Here is an 18,714-nt window from a genome sequence, read left to right on the forward strand (position 1 = left end):
CGGCCCTGCCCGCCCCGGGGCTCAGCCGTGGTCCAGATAGGCGAGCACCGCCAGCACCCGGCGGTTGTCGTCGTCCGACACCGGAAGCCCCAGCTTGGCGAAGATGTTGGAGGTGTGCTTGGCCACCGCCCGCTCGGTCACCGTCAGCCGCTCGGCTATCGCCGCGTTGGACCGCCCCTGCGCCATCAGCCCCATGACCTCCAGCTCGCGCGGGGTCAGCCCGCCCATCGGCCTGTCCTGCGAGCGCCGGGAGAGCAACTGCGAGATCACCTGCGGGTCCATCGCCGTGCCCCCGCCCGCCACCCGCCGCACCGCGTCGACGAACTGGTCGGCGTCGAAGACCCGGTCCTTGAGCAGATAGCCGACCCCGCCGTGGCCGTCGGCCAGCAGCTCACGCGCGTACAACTGCTCCACGTGCTGCGAGAGGACCAGCACCGGCAGCCCCGGCCGGGCCCGCCGGGCGGCCAGCGCGCACTGGAGGCCCTCGTCGGTGTGGGACGGCGGCAGCCGCACATCCACCACGGCCACGTCCGGCTCCAGCTCCGCGAGCGCCTTCGCCAGCTCGGGCCCGGACTCCACCGCGGCCAGGATCTCGAAGCCGTACGCCTCCAGCATCCGCACCAGGCCGTCACGGAGGAGAAAGAGGTCTTCGGCTAGAACAACGCGCAAGGGATCTCCATGGTGACCATGGTGGGGCCGCCGGCGGGCGAGCTGACGGCCAGGACGCCGTCGAATGTACCGAGCCTGCGCTCGATCCCGCTCAGACCCGTCCCGGACCCCTCCGGCGCCCCCGCCCGCGCCTCCGGGCCGATCACCGCGCCGCCCCCGCCGTCGTCGGTGACCGCGATCCGCAGCGCGCCCTCCGCGTGGGAGATGTCCACCCAGATCCGTTCCGCGCCCGCGTGCTTGACGGCGTTGGCCAGGGTCTCGCTCACCGCGAAGTACGCCGCCGACTCCACCGCCGCCTCGGTGCGCCCCGTCAGCTCCACATCCACCTCGGTCCGGACCGGCAGCCGCAGAGCCAGCGCCTTCACCGCGTCCCCGAGACCCCGCTCGGCCAGCACCGGCGGATGGATGCCCCGGACCAGGTCGCGCAGTTCGGTCAGCGCCTCGGCGGAGTCCGCCCGGGCCCGCGCGAGCAGCAGCTTCGCCCGCGCCGGGTCCTTCTCGATCAGCGCCTCCACCGTGCCCAGGTTCATGCCCATCGCCACCAGCCGGGCCTGCGCCCCGTCGTGGAGGTCGCGCTCGATCCGGCGCAGCTCGGCCGCCGAGGTGTCCAGGGCGTCGTGCCGGGTCTCGGTGAGCCGGTCGATCCGCTGCTCCAGCTCGCCCTCCCGGTCGGGCTGGAGGACCGCCGCCGTGAGCTGGAAGTGGATACGGACCAGGGCCGGGTTGGCCTTGACCGCGAGGACGATCAGGGCGAGCGCGAGCAGCGCCGCGAGACCGCCGGTGCCCCAGCCCTGGACCGGGACGAAGGCGTACCAGTACGGGCCGTCCGAGGCATCGGCCAGCGGTATCCACAGCCCGGCGGCGACCAGCAGCCCGAAGAGACCGTGCAGGATCAGCCCGGGGGCCGGCGCGGCGACGACCGCCCCGGCGGTCATGTCCACCAGCAGCCACTGGAGATCGCGCCAGGTGGCCGGGTCCTTCAGCATCAGGGAGCAGCGCTCGACCTGGCCGGTGACCCCGCCGCGCAGATCGCGGGGGAAGGGGCGGTGCGCGGCCGGAATCCGCCGCCCCGCCCAGGTGGCCGCCAGCAGCCGGCGCCGGGCGCTGTGCAGCCGCACCAGATGCAGGACCGCCGGGGTGGTGAAGACCCCGACGCCGATGGGGATCAGGGCGATGGAGACCACCGCCGACACGAAGAGCGTGACCGATCCGGCCAGTGCCAGCAGGGTCAGCGCCAGCCCCTGGACGGCGGCCACCACCGCCGCCCCGATCCTCGTCGCGTTCATGGCCGTCCCCCCGGGAGTGTGCGGTCCGGCCACCAGTCTGTCCCGGACACGGGGCGGGGGCACTGGGCCCCGCCACCGGACCGGGGGTGTAGCCGGCACCACCCTCCGGCCTTGTCCTAGGGCCCCACGGGACCGGCCGCGCCGGGGGCCGGGCGGTCCCCGGCCAGGCCCAGTACCCGGGCCTCCAGCTCCGGTGCCAGCCCCGCCGCCGCCCGCACCGGGCGCTCCCCGGACTCCCCGGCGTCCCGCATCCACGCCCACGTGTCGGCCACGGTCTCCGCGAGCGGCCGGCACCGCAGCCCGGCGCCGGACGCCTTGGCGACGCTCAGCCCGTAGAGCGCGTTGTGCAGTTCGGCGGCCTCGGTGCGGGGGACCCAGAGGGGGAGGTGCGTCCAGGGCTCGATGCCCGCAGCGATGATCGCCTCCGGCGGGGTCCAGCGCAGCTCGGCGACCGAGCCGGTGACCCGCGCGCAGGCCGTCAGCACCTCCTCCATCGTCGTCCGCCCGGCCTCGCCGACGAGGTTGTACGGGCCGCTGAGCCCGGCCTGCGCCGCCGACAGGGTCCACTCGGCGAGATCGCGTACGTCGATGTACTGGAGCGGGTTGTCCCGGGGGCCGGGGGCGAGGACCGGGCCGCCCCGGGCGACGCGCCGCAGCCACCACGGCAGCCGGTCCACGTTCTCGTGCGGGCCGAGCAGCAGCCCGGCCCGCACCAGCAGGGAGCGGTGCTCGCCGAAGGCCTCGACGGCGGCGATCTCGCCGCCGCGCTTGGCCTCCGCGTAGGGGACGCCGGACGCGTCGGGGGAGGCGTCCACGACCGGGGCGCTCTCGTCGAACCCGGTGGCGGGCGGCCAGGCGTAGACGGAGCAGCTCGACACATAGGCGTACCGCCCGGCGCGTCCGGCGAGCAGCCGCGCGGAGTCGCGCACCACGCGGGGGTCGGAGGCCCAGGTGTCGACCACGAGGTCCCACTCCCCGCCCCGGAGCGCGTCGAGACCCCCGGGCCGCTCCCGGTCGCCGACGAGCGCCCGCACCCCGGGGGGCGCCGGGCGCCGCCCCCGGTTGAACACACTCACCTCCCACCCCCGCCCCACCCCGCCGGCCACCAGGGCCCGCCCCGCGAACTCGCTCCCGCCCAACACCAATAGCCTCATCCCCCCACCCTGCCCCGTGCCCCCCTGCTGCCACCACGTCTTTCTGCTACGGGAAGAACCTCCCGTGCTGACTCGCTCCCTCCGGGGGGTGCCTCCGGACGGGGCCGGGGTTTCCTCAGCCCGGCGGGGGTGGCTGAGGCACACCCCTCAGCGTGGCCGGGGAGCTGAGCCGCATCACCCAGCCTCGCCGGGGAGCCGAGGCACGGCATCCACCTCTGCGGGGGAGCCGATCCACGATCCCCGGCCTCGCCGGGGAGCTGAGCCGCATCACCCAGCCTCGCGGAGGACCCGAGGCACGGCATCCACCTCTGCGGGGGAGCCGAGGCACAAAGCCAGGCACGACCCCCGGCCTCGCCGGGGAGCCGAGGCACGAAATCCAGCCTCGCCGGCGTTTGAGGCGCGGGGGTTCGGGGGCCGGCCCCCGACCGTGGCCCGCGGGATGCGGGGTCCTGTGGCACAGGGTCCGTCCTCAATCGCCGGACGGGCTGGAGTTGCTCGGGTCACCTGTGGACCAGGGTCTGTCCTCAATCGCCGGACGGGCTGGGTTTGTGCGGGTCACCTGCGGTGCGGGGTCCGTCCTCAATCGCCGGACGGGCTGAAACTGTCCGCGGACGGGCTGAAACTGCTCGGGTCACCTGTGGCACAGGGTCCGTCCTCAAGCTCCCCCGGAGCTGGCCCCGGGAGGCGCCCCAGACAGGCTGGAGTTGTCGCACAGACCCCGCCCTCCCGCGCCGCACACGCCAATGCCTCCCGACCGCCACCCGGAAGGCGCGCCCCACCACCCCAAGGCCATCCCGGCGGCGAGAAAATAACCGCCCCCATGGCCCAAAACCTCCACCCCGGTGGCACCATATCCCCACCATGACAGACGCCCGCTCCCCCCTCCGCGCCCTCCGCGCCCTCCTCTTCGCGGCGATCTGCATCTCCCTTGCCACCCTCGGCCACACCCTCGTCTCCGGCCACGACATCCCCCTCACCCCCCTCCTCCCCGCCTTCCCCCTCATCTCCGCCCTCGCCTGGCTCGCCGCCGCGCGCCGGCGCGGCGCCCTCACCATCGGGCTGGGGCTGCTCGCCGTGCAGGGCGCCCTCCACCTCTACTTCGCGCGCGCCCAGCTCCACGGCGCACCCGAGCCCGCGCACCACCACACCCCCGACCCCACCCCCGACCTCGGTCTTCTCGGGCCCTCGCCCGTCGCCATGGTCGCCGCGCACCTCCTCTCCGCCGCCGTGTGCGCGGTCTGGCTGGCCCGGGGCGAAGCCGCCTTCCTCCGGCTCGCGCGCGCCGTCGCCGCCCTCGCCTTCACCCCGTTGCGGCTGCTCCTCGCCGTCGTACGGCCGCTGCCCGACCCCGCCCCCCGGCCCGTGCGCCGCCGCCCCGCCCGCGCCCGGCGCCGCAGCCTTCTCCTCGCCGACTCGCTCGTGCGCCGTGGCCCGCCCGCGCCCCTCGCACCCCGCGCCACGGCCCCCGGAGCTGCTGTCTGACCTGGGGCCGGTTCCCCATGTCACTCACAACTCCCTAGGACCGCCATGTCCATCGACGCCCCCACCGAGGGTCGTACCGAGGGCCGCACCGAGACGGAGCAGGAGACCGCCGCGACACCCGGCGCCCCCTCCTCCACCTGGAGCGCCCTGCGGCCACTCGCCCTCCGCATCCACTTCTACGCCGGTCTGCTGGTCGGCCCGCTCCTGCTGGTCGCCGCCCTCAGCGGCCTTCTCTACGCCCTCTCCTTCCAGGCAGAGAAGATCGTCTACCGCCATGAGCTGACCGTCCCCGAGGGCGACCGCGCCCTCCCCCTCTCCGCCCAGGTCGACGCCGCCCGGGAGGCCCGCCCCGACGGCACGGTGACCGCCGTCTGGCCCGCGCCCGACGGCGAGTCCACCACCCGGGTGCTGATGAGCGCCCCCGGTGTCGAGGAGGGCAGGTCACTCGCCGTCTTCGTCAACCCGTACACCGCCGAGATACGCGGTGAGCTGCCCTCCTACGGCAGCTCCGGCGCCCTCCCCCTGCGCACCTGGCTCGACGAGCTGCACCGGGATCTCCACCTCGGCGAGATCGGCCGCAACTACAGCGAACTCGCCGCGAGCTGGCTCTGGGTCGTCGCCCTCGGCGGCCTGCTGCTCTGGCTCGGCCGCAGGCGCGCCGGCAAGCGCGCCCTGCTCGTCCCGGAGCGCGGTGCCCGGGGCCGCCGGCGCACCCTCACCTGGCACGGCTCCGTCGGCCTGTGGGCGGTGACCGGTCTCGTCCTGCTCTCCGCCACCGGACTGACCTGGTCCCGCTACGCGGGCGAGAACATCGGAGCCGTCCAGGACCAGCTCGGCGGCGCCACCCCCGCCGTGTCGGCCACCCTCGACGGAGGCTCCGCCTCCGGCGGGGGCCACGAGGGGCACGAGGGCCACGGCGGCGGCGGGGGAGCGGCCCGCCAGGGGGCGGACGTCGGCATCGACAAGGCGCTGGAGTCCGCCCGTACCGCCGGAATCGATTCCGGGAAGCTGGCTGTCACCCTCCCCTCCGAGGGCACCGGCTATGTGGTCAAGGAGACCGACACCACCTTCCCCGTCCAGCTCGACTCCGCCGCCGTCGACCCGGCGGACGGCACGGTCATCGACCAACTGCGCTTCTCCGACCACCCCGTACTCGCCCAGCTCACCCGGTTCGGCATCGACGCGCACATGGGCGTCCTGTTCGGGCTGCCCAACCAGCTCGCGCTGGCGGCCCTGGCGCTCGCGCTCATCGCGCTGATCCTCTGGGGCTACCGGATGTGGTGGCTGCGCAGGCCCACCAAGGCGCGGCTGTTCGCCGGCGGAAGGCCGGTGCCGCGCGGCGCCTGGCGGCGCGTCCCGGCGACCGCGCTGCTGCCGCTCACCGCGGCCACCGTGTTCGTCGGCTGGTTCGTGCCGCTGCTCGGCGTCACCCTGCTGGTGTTCCTGGCGTTCGACCTGGCGCTGGGAGCCGTGGCGAAGGCCCGCGCCCGGGCCTGACCAGGGGTGAGGGGGCGCGGCCCGGCCCCGGCGGGTGTGCCGGGGCCGGGCCGTCGCTCACGGTGTGTACTTGTAGCCGACCCGCCGCACGGTCTGGATCGTACGGCGGTGCTCGGCGCCGAGCTTGCGGCGCAGCCGGGCGACATGGACGTCGACGGTGCGCCCGTCGCCCACATGCCCGTACCCCCACACCGTCGTCACCAGCTGGTCGCGGGTGTGCACCCGGTGCGGATGCGCCACCAGATGCGCCAGCAGCTCGAATTCGAGATAGGTCAGATCGAGCGCCGTACCGCCCACCCACGCGACCCGCTCCGCCGCGTCGATGCGCACCGGCCCGGCCGGCTCCACCGGTTCCTCCGGCTCGTCGGGGACACGGACGGGGGTGAGTGCCGCGGGCGGATGCTGGTCGGCCGGTACGAGGACGAGATAGCCGACCATCGGCGGCCGGCCGGGCAGCCCGGGGACACTGTGCTGGGGCACGGGCAGCCAGGTGGCGCCCGGCGGCAGGAACTCCGCCACGTCGACGAGGCTGCCCGGGGGCACCACCTCGTCCCGGTCTATGGCGCGCAACCGGTGGCGGGCGGGGTTCAGCGCTCCCGCGTGGACAGCGGCGGTCGCGGCGGAGGCCGCTGAGGCGGCGCTTCCGTTGACCGCGGCGGACAGGGCGGAGAGGGGGCGGGAGTTCGCCATGAGAGGTCAGCTCTCTTTCGCGCGATGGAGTCGTCGAGTCGTCGAGTCGGTAGGACGGACGTACGTCGTGCGCGCGGGCCGAAGGCCGAAGGACGGCTTTAGAGGGCCTGCGCGTTCATCGCGCGGCAACACTCCCGGTCGAAGTCGTGGTGCTGCCGGGAGGGCCAGAAGGGCTCCAGGTCACTGCGACCTGTCGCGGGTTTCTCCAAGCTGGCCATGGGCTCATTGAAGCAGATGTCCACGGCGTGAACGAGGGCCTCTCTCACGGTTCGAGACGCCGATCGCGTCACACCCGGGTGGTGCCGTCCCACCCGCCAGGCCGGAAATCCCCTCTCTGGCCGGTAACTTCCCCGCTCAGCGCGGTGGGAGCGCACCACGGCAGTGCCTCGGCCACCGGTGCCCGCCCCGGACAGCCGTCCCACTCCTCGGACACCGAAGCGGACACACCCGTGGGGGCGCCCGCCGAATCGGCGGGCGCCCCCACGGTCTTGACGGAACGGCACGGCTCAGACCTGCCCGGCCTTCTCCAGCGCCGTGCAGCAGGTGTCCACCATCAGCCGGGTCACCACGTACGGGTCGACGTTGGCGTTGGGCCGCCGGTCCTCCAGGTAACCCGTGCCGTCCTTCTCCACCTGCCAGGGGATGCGCACCGATGCGCCCCGGTCGGAGACCCCGTAGCTGTACTCGTTCCACGGCGCGGTCTCGTGCAGTCCGGTGAGACGGTCGTCGATGCCCGCGCCGTAGTTCTTGACGTGGTCCAGCGGCTTGGAGCCCTCGCCCAGCGACTCACACGCGGTGATGATGGCGGCGTACCCCTCGGGGCCCTCCCGCATCACCTTCGTGGAGAAGTTGGTGTGCGCGCCCGCGCCGTTCCAGTCGCCCTTCACCGGCTTGGGGTCGAGCGTCGCCGCGACCCCGAAGTCCTCGGCGGTGCGGTAGAGCAGCCAGCGCGCGATCCACAGCTGGTCCGCGACCTCGACCGGTCCGAGCGGGCCGACCTGGAACTCCCACTGGCCCGGCATGACCTCGGCGTTGATGCCGGAGATCCCGATCCCGGCCTTGAGGCAGTTGTCGAGGTGCGCCTCCACCACGTCACGGCCGTGGATCTCGTCCACACCGACTCCGCAGTAGTAGCCGCCCTGGGGGGCGGGGAAGCCGCCGACGGGGAAACCGAGCGGACGGTCGCCCTCGAAGAAGGTGTACTCCTGCTCGATGCCGAAGACCGGCTCCTGCGCGGTGAACCGCTCGGCCAGCTCCACCAGCTCGGCCCGGGTGTTCGACTCGTGCGGGGTCATGTCCGTGTTGAGGACCTCGCAGAGCACCAGCAGATCGCCGCCGCCCCGGATCGGGTCGGGACAGGAGAAGACCGGCTTCAGTACGCAGTCGGACGCGTGGCCCTTGGCCTGGTTGGTGCTGGACCCGTCGAAGCCCCAGAGCGGCAGCTCGGCGCCGTCGCCGAGGATCTTCGTCTTGGAACGCAGCTTGGCCGTCGGCATGGTGCCGTCGATCCAGATGTACTCGGCCTTGAAGGTCACGGGGTCGTCCTTTGCGGGTGCGGCGGGCCGGTGCGGGTGGTGCGGGTGGTGCGGTGGTGCTCTCTGCGGTGCAGCTTCGCAATGTCCCATTTCCCGGCCGTTGCCCTATTGTGAACCCCGTGTTACGCGGGCCCCGGAGCCCCGTATGCCGGGTACTCACCGGATTCCGCCCCGGTGGGGCGGTGGCGCCGGTCACACTGGTACGCATGGACAATCCCGTGCGGAACCTACGTTGTGGTCTCTTCGGCGCCGGTCCGTGGGCGGAACACGCCCATGCGCCGGCCCTCGCCGCGCACGGCGGGGTGGACTTCGCCGGGGTCTGGGCCAGAAGGCCGGAGGCCGCCGCCGCGCTCGCCCGCGCGCACGGCACGGAGGCGTACTCCGGGGACGAGGGAATCGACGCGCTCCTCGCGGAGTGCGAGGCGGCGGCCTTCGCGCTGCCGCCCGACGTCCAGGCCCCGCTGGCCGCGCGGGCCGCCGAGGCCGGCCGCCATCTGATCCTCGACAAGCCGGTGGCCACCAGCGTGGCCGCCGCCCGGGAGACGGCCGAGGCGGCGGCACGCGCCGGGGTGGCTTCCGTGGTCTTCTGCACACCGCGATTCGACCCGGACACCGCGATCTGGATCGCGGAGCAGTCGGCGGCGGGCGGGTGGTTCACCGCCTCCGCGGTGTGGCTCGGCTCGCGGAACACCCCCGGCGAGGACGTCCGGTACCCGCCGTCGCCGTGGCGCCGCGAGAAGGGCGGGCTGTGGGATGTCGGACCGCATGTGCTGTCGGTGCTGATCCCCTTCCTCGGGGAGGTGACGGAGGTGAGGGCGATCCCCGGGGCGCGGGACACCGGCACCGTGCACTTGGTGCTCCAGCACGCCTCCGGCGGATCGAGCACGGCGACGATCGGCCTGGGCGCCCCCCGGAGGGCGGCCGGCGTGAGCGTCGAGTTCGCGGGGGAGCGGGGGAGGGCGGTGCTGCCGAAGGGGTCGGACGCGGTGAACGCGCTGCGGCAGGCGGTGGATGAGCTGCGCCAGGCGATCAGGAGTGGGGAGCCGAATGCGTGTGATGCCCGCTTCGGGGTGAGGCTGACGGAGATCCTCGCGGAGGCCGAATCACAACTCCCCTGACCTCAACCCCTGTCCGACCCGCACCCGCCCCCCCCGCGCGCTCGCAATCCCGCACCCCGCCAGCGAACCCGGCTCCGCCCCTCCAGCCGGTCTGGGGGCACCTCCCAGAGGCAACTCTGGAGGAGTTCGAGGACGGACCCGGCACCGGGGGTGTCCCGAGCAAACCTGGCAGGTCCGGCCCCTCCCGCCCGTCCGGCACACCCAGCCCGTCCGGCGTTTGAGGACGGACGCCGCACCGGGGGTGTCCCGAGCAATCCCAGCGGGTCCGGCAATCCCAGCCCGTCCGGCACACCCCAGCCCGTCCGGCGTTTGAGGACGGACCCTGTGCCACAGGACCCCGCATCCTGCGGGCCACGGTCGGGGGCCAGCCCCCGAACCCCCGCTCCTCAAACGCCGGAGGGGCTGGGGTGGTGCGGCTCAATCGCCGGAGGGGCTGGAGTGGTGCTGCCTCAATCGCCGGAGGGGCTGGGGTGGTGCGGCTCAATCGCCGGAGGGGCTGGGGTGGTGCTGCCTCAAACTCCCCCAGAGCTGCCTCTGGGAGGTGCCCCCAGCGGGGCTGAGGTGGTGCTGCCCCAATCGCCGGAGGGTTGGGGTGGTGCTCCTCGAACTCCCCCAGAGCTGCCCCCAGCGGGGCTGGATTTCGTGCCTCGGCCCGCCGACGGGGTTCGGGTAGCGCGGCCCGAACGCCGAACGCCGAACGCCGAACGCCGAGGGGCGCTGCCCACACGCCGGAGGAGACCCACCGGTGCGCCGGGTCAGCGCACCGGTGGGGCGGGCTCGCGGGTCAGCAGCGCACTCACCACCGCCACCTGCGCCCCCTCCACCCCCACCCCCCCATCCTCCACTTCCCACAACGCGTTCTGCAGCACCCTCCCCATCGTCCACCCCACCGCCCGCCCCCGGTCCAACCCCAGCACCTCGGTCAGCAGGTCGAAGCGGCGCAGCACCGCACGGGTGACATCCCCCGTCGGCACCACCACCTCCTCCCAGCGGGTGTCCAGCGCCGGCCACAGCTCGAAGGCGGGGTCACCGGCGAGTGGTTCGGGGTCGATGGCCAGCCAGGGCTCCCGCTGCCCGGCGAGGACGTTGTCGTAGTGCAGGTCCCAGTGGAGCAGCCGGTTCCCCGGCTCGTCGCCGATCAGCTCCGCCACGGTGTCGGCGCATCTGCGCAGCAGCCGCCGCTCGTCCGGGTCGCGCACCGCCGGCAGCGCCCTCGGCACCTCCTCCAGCATGGCGGCGGCGACATCGTCCAGCCGCCGCAGCCCCTCGGGCGCCTCCACCGCCACCAGCCGCGCCATCACCCCGGCGAGAATCCCCATCGCGGCGGTGTCGTCGGTGTCGGCGACGGACGACAGCGGGCGGGCGGCGTCCAGCCGCTCCAGCAGCATGGTGCCGGTGGCCGGATCGTGGTCGTACAGCTCCAGCACCCCCTGGCCGCCCCAGGCACGCAGCCCGGCGGGCACCCCGGCGGTCTCCTCGGTGACCCGCTGGAACTTCACCACCGCGTCCGTTCCATCCGCCCGTCTCACCGGCAGGACGAGTGAGGCCATGCCGTGCCCGGGCGGGCCGTCGGGCCGCAGGTCCCAGCGGTCCAGGAGGTCCGCGGCCAGCTTGGGCAGCGCGGCGACCCAGGCGCGGGCGGCCGGATCGCCGACGCCGTACGACGCGGCGAAGGCGGCGGGAACGTCGAGGGACTGGGATGCGGGGCTCATGCCGGAGGCTCCTCCGAGGGTCGGGTCCGGTCCTGCGTCACCGGGCGCCGCCACCCTATGCGCGCACCGTCTCCCCGGCCTCCCCTTTTCCCCGGCGGCGCCCCAGCGCGTCCCGCACCGCCTCGTCCGTGCGCGCCACCACCGCGGTGCCGTCCTCCGCCGTGATGATGGGCCGCTGGATCAGTTCGGGGTGCCGGGCCAGCGCCTCGATCCACCGCCCCCGCGCGCTCTCCTCCCGGGCCCACTCCGCCAGTCCGAGCCGCTGTGCCCCGGGCTCCCGGGTGCGGGTGATGTCCCAGGGCTCCAGTCCGAGCCGCTCCAGCACCGCGCGGATCTCGTCCTCGTCCGGCACGTCCTCCAGATAGCGCCGCACGGTGTACGCGGCGCCTTCCGCGTCGAGCAGGGCGAGGGCGCCGCGGCACTTGGAACAGACGGGGTTGATCCAGATCTCCATCCCGCGACGATATCCGGACGCTCTCTCGCGCGGACCCTCCAAACCCTGCCTGGCCAGGGGCGATTGTCAGTGCCGGGACCTAGAATGGAGAGCAGTTCGGGATGGTCCCGCCACCGCGCCTGGAGGTTTGCCGATGGCCGCAGCCAGAGTCATGACGAAGCCGACCGACACCGCTCACCCGACCACATCAGCAGCATCCGCCGCACCCACCGCACCCACCGCGTCCGCCGCCCCACCGCTCCGGAAGCACCCGCTCCCGGCCGGCCGCCCGCGCGAGTGGTATGTGAACCACAACCGCAGGCTCAAGGCGATGCGCCTGGCCATCGCCCTGCTCGACGGGGGTGTCCACCCCCCGGCCACCGCCGACAACGCACGGATACGGACGACGGCGGACCTGATCGGCATCCACCCGCCGTCCGACACCACCTGCCGCATGGTGCGCGCGCTGATCCGCTACGGCCGCTGACCCGCTGGGTCGTCTCTTTCGGATCGTGCCGGGCTCGCGAGCCCCGGTGCCGCGCCTCGCCGCGCTGTCGCCGGTCGCCGACGCTCCGCGTGGGCTCCCTCCTCCGCCTCGCGATCCACGGCACCGGACCCCGCTCACCGATCCGGCCCGATCCGAAAGAAACTCCCTAGGGCCGTTGGTCCACCCCGCCCGCCGCCCCGCCCGGTGCGCTGCCCGCCGGGGCGGGGGGCGGGGGCGCCCAGCGGGTCACCCGCACCCTGTCGCCGACGGTCAGGGTGCCCGGCCGCGCCACGGCGGCCTTCACCCCGAAGCTGACCTTGTTGTCGTACTCGGGCTCGCGCCGGTAGCCCGCGAGCGTACGGATCGGCTCGGGCCCCGCCCGCACCCCGGTGGTCTGGTCGACCATCGGGACCGCACAGCGCGTCGCCCGTACCGCGTAGGCGAGGCGGACGCTCCCGGCCTCCAGTCCGCGCATCCCGTCCTCGGTGTGGGGCTCGGCGCAGCCGCCGAGGACGATGTTCGGCCGGAAGCGGTCCATCGGCACGGGCCGGCCCCCGTGGGCCTCGATCCGCGCGTTCAGACCGTCCAGCGAGGCCCGGGAGACGATCAGCAGGGCGTGCGCGTCGGCGAAGGCGACCTTCCCCGGGGTCTCGCCCCAGCCGTCCCGGTCGTACCCCGGCACCGCCCGCACCAGCCGGGACGCGGCGCCGAGCACCTCGGAGAACCACTCGGCCACGGTGTCGCCCTGGTCCGCGCCCTCGCCGATCGGCTTCCCGAACATGCTCACCGCCCGGCGCCCGGCCTCGGGGTCGACCTCGACCACCAGGGTCTCGACGCCATCGGCCGCCAGCCGCAGCCGGGCCCCGCCGTCGAGGACCTCCGGCCGGACGGCGGCCATGGCGGGCAGCGTCCGCTGACTGCGGAAGGAGCCATCGACGGCGTCCACGATCATGAAGGTGCGGTCGTGCAGCAGTCCCGTCTCCACGAGGGCGGCGGAGACCACGTCCGTACCGGCGCATCCCTTCACGGGGAAGTACGTCAGCCGTTCGACGGTGATCGCGGAGTCAGTGTTCGGCACGGAGACGCTCCTTCACGGCCGCCCACTCGTCGCCGAGGATCGAGAAGTGGACCGAGTCCCGCCAGCTCCCGTCGGGCCGCATCCGATGGCGGCGCAGCACCCCTTCGCGCCGGGCGCCGAGACGGGCGATGGCGGCCTGGGAGCGCTCATTGAGGTGGTCGGTCTTCAACTGCACCCGGCCCATCCCCAGATCCTCGAAGGCGTGGGTGAGCAGGAGCAGCTTGGCCTCGGAGTTGACCGCGGTGCGCCAGTGCTCCCTGCCGTACCAGGTCGAGCCGATCTCCAGCCGCTCGTTTCCGGCGTCGATGTCCAGATAGACGGTCCAGCCGATCGCCCGGCCGGTCCGCAGCAGAACGACGGCGAAGGGCACGCACTCCCCCCGCTCGGCCTCGCCGAGCAGCTCGCGCAGCTTCCCGCCCAGCTCGTCCTCGGTGCGCGGGGTGGGCCCGCCCAGCCAGCGCCAGACCTCGTCGTCCCCGCCGCCGGCGGCGAAGAGGTCGGGGAGGTGCGCCGGGGCGAGCGGTTCGAGGCGGATGTGCCGCCCGGTGAGGGTGATGGGCACGGGTGACGTCGCGGGCATGCCACCGACGCTAACGCTTTTCTGCATTAGCTGCAATGAATTTATGCACTAGTGCATAAAGGGCGATATGGCGGCGGCTCAGGCGCCCACCACACCGTCGATTCCCTCACGCGGCAGGCCGGCGTGCCCGTTGTGGCGCCCGTGCTCCAGGAGCACATGCGCCACCACCATCCGCAGCGACACCTCCTCGCCCCATCGCCGCTGGTACCCGGTCACGTCCAGGGGCTCGGCCGTGCGCTCGACGCGGCGCGGCAACTCCTCGTCGGTGAGCCCCGCGCACTTCATGGCGAGGGTCGCGCGGTGGCAGTCCAGGAACGCCCGGAGCGTGCCGCGTCCGCTGCCCGAGCGGGGTGGTCCCACGCGGCCGTCGCCGGTCACCGGGCGCCCTCCTCCCCGTCCGCCTGTTCCCTCGCGCGCATCCTCGCCCAGAACCGGGGCCGTCAGTGGGCGATCCGGTCGATCAGCTCCCGCGCACCCTGGCGCAACAGTGCCACGGCGACCGAGGTCCCCAGCGTCGCCGGGTCGAGCGGGCCCGCCCACTCGTGCGCGTTGAGCACCCGCTTCCCGTCCGGTGTGAACACCTTCGCCCGCAGCGACAGCTCCCCGCTCCGCTCGGCCCGCGCGAACCCCGCGATCGGCGAATTGCAGTGCCCCTGGAGCACATGGAGGAACATCCGCTCCGCCGTCGCTTCCCGGTGCACCGCCGGATCGCCGAGCCCGCTCACCGCCTCGATGGTCGCGGTGTCGTCCTCCCGGCACTGGAGCGCGAGAATCCCGGCCCCGATCGGCGGGCACATCGTCTCCACCGACAGCACCTCGCTGACCACGTCCAGCCGCTCGATCCGCGCCAGCCCCGACACCGCGAGCAGCAGCGCGTCCGCCTCCCCGCCCGCCAGCTTCTCCAGCCTCCGGTTGGCGTTCCCGCGCATCGGCACACACTCCAGATGCGGATGCGACACGGCCAGCTGCGCCACCCTGCGCACGGAGGACGTCCCGATCCGGGTCCCCTGCGGCAGGGCGTCGAGCCCCAGCCCGCCGGGGTGCACCAGCGCGTCCCTGATGTCGTCGCGCTCCAGGAACGCCGCGAACACCGTCCCCGCCGGCAGCGGCCGGTCGGCCGGCACGTCCTTCACACAGTGCACCGCCAGATCCGCCTCCCCGGCCAGCAGCGCCGCGTCCACCTCCTTGGTGAACGCCCCCTTCCCGCCCAGCCGGGCGAGATCCCCCATCCACCGGTCCCCGGAGGTCGTCACCGGCACCACCTCGGTCCGCACCCCGGGCCGGTGCCGCGTCAACTCGGCCCGTACGCGCTCGACTTGCGCGAGGGCCATGGGGGAGGAGCGGGAGACGATCCGGATCAGCTCAGGCTCAGACATGCCGAACACCCTAGAGGGTGCGCCCCCAAGGTCATCCCTCATCCGCGCAGTCGGGTGAACCCCCCCGGCCCCGCCGGGACGCGGTGAACCACCCCGCCCCCCTCCCCGCCGGGGCGCCCGCTCCGGCGCCCGGGCCGGAACGAAAGCGCGGCGGGCCGCCACCGGAAACCGGTGGCGGCCCGCCGAGGCGAAGGCGTGTCGTCCTAGATGTCGAAGTACAGCTCGAACTCGTGCGGGTGCGGCCGGAGCTGGATCGGGGCGATTTCCTGGGTGCGCTTGAAGTCGATCCAGGTCTCGATCAGGTCGGAGGTGAACACCCCGCCCGCCTGGAGGTACTCGTTGTCCGCCTCCAGGGCGTCCAGGACCGCCGGCAGGGAGGTCGGGACCTGGGGGACGCCCGCGTGCTCCTCGGGGGCCAGTTCGTAGAGGTCCTTGTCGATCGGCTCGGCGGGCTCGATCTTGTTCTTGACGCCGTCGAGGCCGGCGAGCAGCAGGGCCGAGAAGGCCAGGTACGGGTTGGATGACGGGTCCGGGGCGCGGAACTCGACGCGCTTGGCCTTGGGGTTGGAGCCCGTGATCGGGATGCGCATGGCCGCCGAGCGGTTGCGCTGGGAGTAGACCAGGTTGACCGGGGCCTCGAAGCCGGGGACCAGGCGGTGGTAGGAGTTCACCGTCGGGTTGGTGAAGGCGAGGAGCGAGGGGGCGTGCTTGAGGATGCCGCCGATGTAGTAGCGGGCGGTGTCCGACAGGCCCGCGTAACCCTGCTCGTCGTAGAAGAGCGGGACGCCGCCCTGCCAGAGCGACTGGTGGACGTGCATGCCCGAGCCGTTGTCGCCGAAGATCGGCTTCGGCATGAAGGTCGCGGTCTTGCCGTTGCGCCAGGCGACGTTCTTCACGATGTACTTGAAGAGCATCAGGTCGTCGGCGGCGGCGAGCAGCGTGTTGAACTTGTAGTTGATCTCCGCCTGGCCGGCCGTGCCCACCTCGTGGTGCTGGCGCTCGACCTGGAGGCCCTGGCGGTCCAGCTCCAGGGAGATCTCCGCGCGGAGGTCCGCGAAGTGGTCCACCGGCGGGGCGGGGAAGTAGCCGCCCTTGTAGCGGACCTTGTAGCCGCGGTTGTCCTCGACGGCGCCCGTGTTCCAGGCGCCGGCCTCGGAGTCGATGTGGTAGAAGCCCTCGTTGGCGGAGGTGCTGAAGCGCACCGAGTCGAAGACGTAGAACTCCGCCTCCGGGCCGAAGTACGCGGTGTCCGCGATGCCGGTGGAGGCGAGGTAGGTCTCCGCCTTCTTGGCGATGTTCCGCGGGTCACGGCTGTACTGCTCGCCGGTGATCGGGTCGTGGATGAAGAAGTTGATGTTGACCGTCTTGTCCCGGCGGAAGGGATCGACACGGGCCGTCGACAGGTCGGCGCGGAGCGCCATGTCGGACTCGTGGATCGCCTGGAAGCCGCGGATCGAGGAGCCGTCGAACGCCAGCTCCTCGGTCGGGTCGAACGCCGCGGCCGGGATCGTGAAGTGCTGCATCACGCCTGGCAGGTCGCAGAACCGGACATCGATGAACTTGACGTCCTCGTCGGCGATGTACTTCTTCGCGTCGTCGGCGTTCTGGAACATCCAACTCCTCCTACTCCCGTCCCGGGCGGGGCGGGGTTGCAGCTCGGTCGTGCGGCCAGTGCGGTGGCACGCGCAGGACCCGACCTTAGGCAGACGGGATTTCTCCAGCATGACCCATTTGTTTCGCACAAGTTAACCAGGGTGGTGCCCCGGGGGCGGAACGGGCCCGTGTGAGGGCATGGGCATGCCACCCCGGAAACGGGACCGGGCGGAAGACGGGAATTCCGGGCGCAGTACCGTGGACGGGTGGACAACAGGCAAGCAATCGGATCGTGGCTCTCCGGGCCCCGCGCGGCGGCCGAGGAGATGGGCGCCGACTTCGGGCACCGGGGCAAGCGGCTCGGTCTGCCCGAGGCGGGACCGGGCTCCATCGCCCCCACCGGACGGCGCTTCGGCGCCCTCTTCATCGACTGGGGGCTCTGCTTCCTGATCGCATACGGACTCCTCGCGGGCGGTGACCGCCAGGCCGCGGGGAACTGGGCGCTGGCCGTCCTGCTCGTACTGAACCTGGTCACCATCGGCACGGTCGGCTTCACCCCGGGCAAGCGGCTCCTCGGCCTGCGGGTCGTCGCGGCCGACGGCGGGCGGCTGGGGATCGGCCGGGTCGCCCTGCGGAGCGTCCTGCTCTGTCTCGCGCTCCCCGCGCTGATCTGGGACCGGGACGGGCGCGGACTGCACGACCGCCTCTCCCGCGCCGTGCAGGTGCGGGTCTAGCCCGCGGGGCGGCGCGAAAGCGGCACAGGGCCAAGAGAGCCACAGAGCCACAGAGGCCCAGAGAGCCACAGAGCCACAGAGGCCCAGAGAGCCACAGAGCCACAGAGGCCCAGTGAGGCACACAGAGAAGGGGGCTCCCGGAATCCGGGAGCCCCCTTCGTCTCGTCGTGTTCGAGCGCCTCAGCGTGCCTTCGGGCCGCCGCGCGGCATCCGCATCCCCTTGGGCATCGGCCCCTTCGGCATGGGCATGTTGCTCATCAGATCGCCCATCGCGCGCAGCCGGTCGTTCGCCACCGAGACCTGGGCGCCGTTCAGCACCCTCGGCAGCTTCAGCATCGTCGTGCGGACCTTCTTCAGCGGCACCTGGCCCTCGCCCGTGCCCACCATGATGTCGTGCACCGGGACATCGACCACGATGCGCGCCATCTTCTTCTTCTCGGCCGCCAGCAGCGTCTTGAGCCGGTTCGGGTTGCCCTCGGCCACCAGCACGATGCCGGCCCGGCCGACGGCCCGGTGCACCACGTCCTGGTTGCGGTTCATCGCCACCGCGGGGGTCGTGGACCAGCCGCGGCCGACATTCTGCAGAACGGCGGCGGCGGCTCCGGGCTGCCCCTCCATCTGACCGAAGGCGGCCTGCTCCGCGCGGCGGCCGAAGATGATCGCCATCGCGAGAAACGCCAGCAGGAAGCCGAGAATGCCCAGATAGATGGGGTAGCCGACCCAGAAGCCGATCGCGAGGAAGGCACCGAAGGTGACGATTCCCACACCCGCGATGATCAGACCGATCTTCGGGTCGGCCTTCCGGGTCATCTTGTACGTCAGAGCGATCTGCTTCAGTCGCCCCGGGTTCGCAGCAGCGTCAGCGCTGTCGGATTTTGCCTTCCTCGCCATAACGGGAAGTTTACGTGGCCTGCGAGGCGCGCCCCGACACGGCCTCCAGTACATGCTGTGCCTCGGCCCGGTCCCTGGCCCGGCGGCGGTCCTCCAGGACGGCCGTCCACGCGTTGCGCCGGGCGGTGCGCTGGCCCGCGCCGAGGAGCAGCCGCTCCATCGCGCGCAGGGCGTGGGTGAGCGACGGAATGGCGGTGGCGCGGACCGGGCGTACGGAGTCCGCCTCGCGTACCGGGTGTAGTGGCACGGCCTGCATGGGCTGAGGCCCCCTCGGGATGGGTGAACGGTGGATCGGACTGCCGCCCGCGCGGGCCGGTGCCGTGGCCGTCGGACGGGTGTGCGCGCGAGCAGGTGTGCGATACCTGACCACAGGGTTACCCGATGGTGTTACCAGCGGGT

At 73.1% G+C, this 18,714-nt stretch carries 19 protein-coding genes; 5 read left to right on the forward strand and 14 right to left on the reverse strand.

The window, feature by feature from the left end; all coding sequences use genetic code 11:
* Positions 1-21 precede the first annotated feature (21 nt).
* The 3 genes from ACWCRA_RS17990 to ACWCRA_RS18000 form a co-directional block, all read right to left on the reverse strand.
* Complete coding sequence (locus tag ACWCRA_RS17990) at positions 22-669, reverse strand: response regulator transcription factor (RefSeq protein WP_351544116.1); 648 nt, start codon at positions 667-669, stop codon at positions 22-24.
* The gene (locus ACWCRA_RS17995) at positions 654-1,955 is read right to left on the reverse strand and encodes a sensor histidine kinase (RefSeq protein ID WP_351544113.1); all 1,302 of its coding nucleotides are present in this window, start codon (positions 1,953-1,955) and stop codon (positions 654-656) included. Before ACWCRA_RS17995 ends, ACWCRA_RS17990 begins: the two co-directional genes overlap by 16 nt.
* 116 nt (positions 1,956-2,071) lie before the next feature.
* A complete protein-coding gene (locus ACWCRA_RS18000; RefSeq protein ID WP_451068032.1) occupies positions 2,072-3,109 on the reverse strand; it encodes an NAD-dependent epimerase/dehydratase family protein in 1,038 nt (345 codons plus the stop codon).
* A gap of 861 nt (positions 3,110-3,970) precedes the next feature.
* Here ACWCRA_RS18000 and ACWCRA_RS18005 point away from each other — a divergent pair.
* Complete coding sequence (locus ACWCRA_RS18005) at positions 3,971-4,591, forward strand: hypothetical protein (protein WP_351544107.1); 621 nt, start codon at positions 3,971-3,973, stop codon at positions 4,589-4,591.
* Positions 4,592-4,636: 45 nt separating this feature from the next.
* Complete coding sequence (locus ACWCRA_RS18010) at positions 4,637-6,088, forward strand: PepSY-associated TM helix domain-containing protein (protein WP_351544104.1); 1,452 nt, start codon at positions 4,637-4,639, stop codon at positions 6,086-6,088.
* Between the two features lie 57 nt (positions 6,089-6,145).
* Here ACWCRA_RS18010 and ACWCRA_RS18015 read toward each other — a convergent pair whose 3' ends face one another.
* Positions 6,146-6,778 carry a winged helix-turn-helix domain-containing protein gene (locus ACWCRA_RS18015; RefSeq protein ID WP_351544102.1) on the reverse strand — a complete coding sequence of 211 codons (633 nt, stop codon included), beginning with the start codon at positions 6,776-6,778 and terminating at the stop codon, positions 6,146-6,148.
* A 506-nt stretch (positions 6,779-7,284) separates the two neighbouring features.
* The gene (glnII, locus tag ACWCRA_RS18020; RefSeq protein ID WP_351544099.1) at positions 7,285-8,313 is read right to left on the reverse strand and encodes a glutamine synthetase; all 1,029 of its coding nucleotides are present in this window, start codon (positions 8,311-8,313) and stop codon (positions 7,285-7,287) included.
* Between the two features lie 206 nt (positions 8,314-8,519).
* On the opposite strand from glnII, the gene ACWCRA_RS18025 reads away from it, so the two are divergent.
* Positions 8,520-9,431: a Gfo/Idh/MocA family oxidoreductase gene (locus ACWCRA_RS18025; RefSeq protein WP_451068033.1), complete on the forward strand. Its 912-nt coding sequence runs from the start codon at positions 8,520-8,522 to the stop codon at positions 9,429-9,431.
* Between the two features lie 755 nt (positions 9,432-10,186).
* Here the strand turns inward: ACWCRA_RS18025 and ACWCRA_RS18030 are convergent.
* Positions 10,187-11,143: an aminoglycoside phosphotransferase family protein gene (locus tag ACWCRA_RS18030; protein WP_451068034.1), complete on the reverse strand. Its 957-nt coding sequence runs from the start codon at positions 11,141-11,143 to the stop codon at positions 10,187-10,189.
* Between the two features lie 55 nt (positions 11,144-11,198).
* On the reverse strand, positions 11,199-11,597 hold the full coding sequence (locus ACWCRA_RS18035; protein ID WP_451068035.1) for an ArsC/Spx/MgsR family protein: 399 nt from the start codon (positions 11,595-11,597) through the stop codon (positions 11,199-11,201).
* 133 nt (positions 11,598-11,730) lie between these two features.
* Between ACWCRA_RS18035 and ACWCRA_RS18040 the strand changes: the two genes are divergently transcribed.
* Positions 11,731-12,063 carry a hypothetical protein gene (locus tag ACWCRA_RS18040; protein WP_451068036.1) on the forward strand — a complete coding sequence of 111 codons (333 nt, stop codon included), beginning with the start codon at positions 11,731-11,733 and terminating at the stop codon, positions 12,061-12,063.
* Between the two features lie 166 nt (positions 12,064-12,229).
* Here ACWCRA_RS18040 and ACWCRA_RS18045 read toward each other — a convergent pair whose 3' ends face one another.
* The 5 genes from ACWCRA_RS18045 to glnA form a co-directional block, all read right to left on the reverse strand.
* Positions 12,230-13,141 (reverse strand): MOSC domain-containing protein, encoded by a 912-nt coding sequence (locus ACWCRA_RS18045; RefSeq protein ID WP_451068037.1) that lies wholly within the window; start codon positions 13,139-13,141, stop codon positions 12,230-12,232.
* Positions 13,128-13,721 carry a GNAT family N-acetyltransferase gene (locus tag ACWCRA_RS18050; RefSeq protein ID WP_351544082.1) on the reverse strand — a complete coding sequence of 198 codons (594 nt, stop codon included), beginning with the start codon at positions 13,719-13,721 and terminating at the stop codon, positions 13,128-13,130. Before ACWCRA_RS18050 ends, ACWCRA_RS18045 begins: the two co-directional genes overlap by 14 nt.
* A gap of 78 nt (positions 13,722-13,799) precedes the next feature.
* The gene (locus tag ACWCRA_RS18055) at positions 13,800-14,099 is read right to left on the reverse strand and encodes a mycothiol transferase (RefSeq protein ID WP_351544079.1); all 300 of its coding nucleotides are present in this window, start codon (positions 14,097-14,099) and stop codon (positions 13,800-13,802) included.
* A 62-nt stretch (positions 14,100-14,161) separates the two neighbouring features.
* Positions 14,162-15,097: a hydroxymethylbilane synthase gene (gene hemC, locus ACWCRA_RS18060; RefSeq protein WP_451068038.1), complete on the reverse strand. Its 936-nt coding sequence runs from the start codon at positions 15,095-15,097 to the stop codon at positions 14,162-14,164.
* 203 nt (positions 15,098-15,300) lie between these two features.
* Entirely contained in the window at positions 15,301-16,710 is a 1,410-nt protein-coding gene (gene glnA / locus ACWCRA_RS18065; protein WP_351552628.1) for a type I glutamate--ammonia ligase, read from the reverse strand.
* Between the two features lie 246 nt (positions 16,711-16,956).
* Between glnA and ACWCRA_RS18070 the strand changes: the two genes are divergently transcribed.
* Entirely contained in the window at positions 16,957-17,424 is a 468-nt protein-coding gene (locus ACWCRA_RS18070) for an RDD family protein (protein ID WP_351552625.1), read from the forward strand.
* Positions 17,425-17,604: 180 nt separating this feature from the next.
* Here the strand turns inward: ACWCRA_RS18070 and ACWCRA_RS18075 are convergent, their stop codons facing one another.
* Complete coding sequence (locus ACWCRA_RS18075; RefSeq protein WP_351552622.1) at positions 17,605-18,315, reverse strand: DUF4191 domain-containing protein; 711 nt, start codon at positions 18,313-18,315, stop codon at positions 17,605-17,607.
* Positions 18,316-18,325: 10 nt separating this feature from the next.
* Positions 18,326-18,571, reverse strand: a complete 246-nt coding sequence (locus ACWCRA_RS18080) for an SCO2195 family GlnR-regulated protein (protein ID WP_451068039.1) — start codon at positions 18,569-18,571, stop codon at positions 18,326-18,328.
* Between the last annotated feature and the right edge of the window lie 143 nt (positions 18,572-18,714).

This window comes from Streptomyces sp. NPDC001889 (assembly GCF_053594535.1).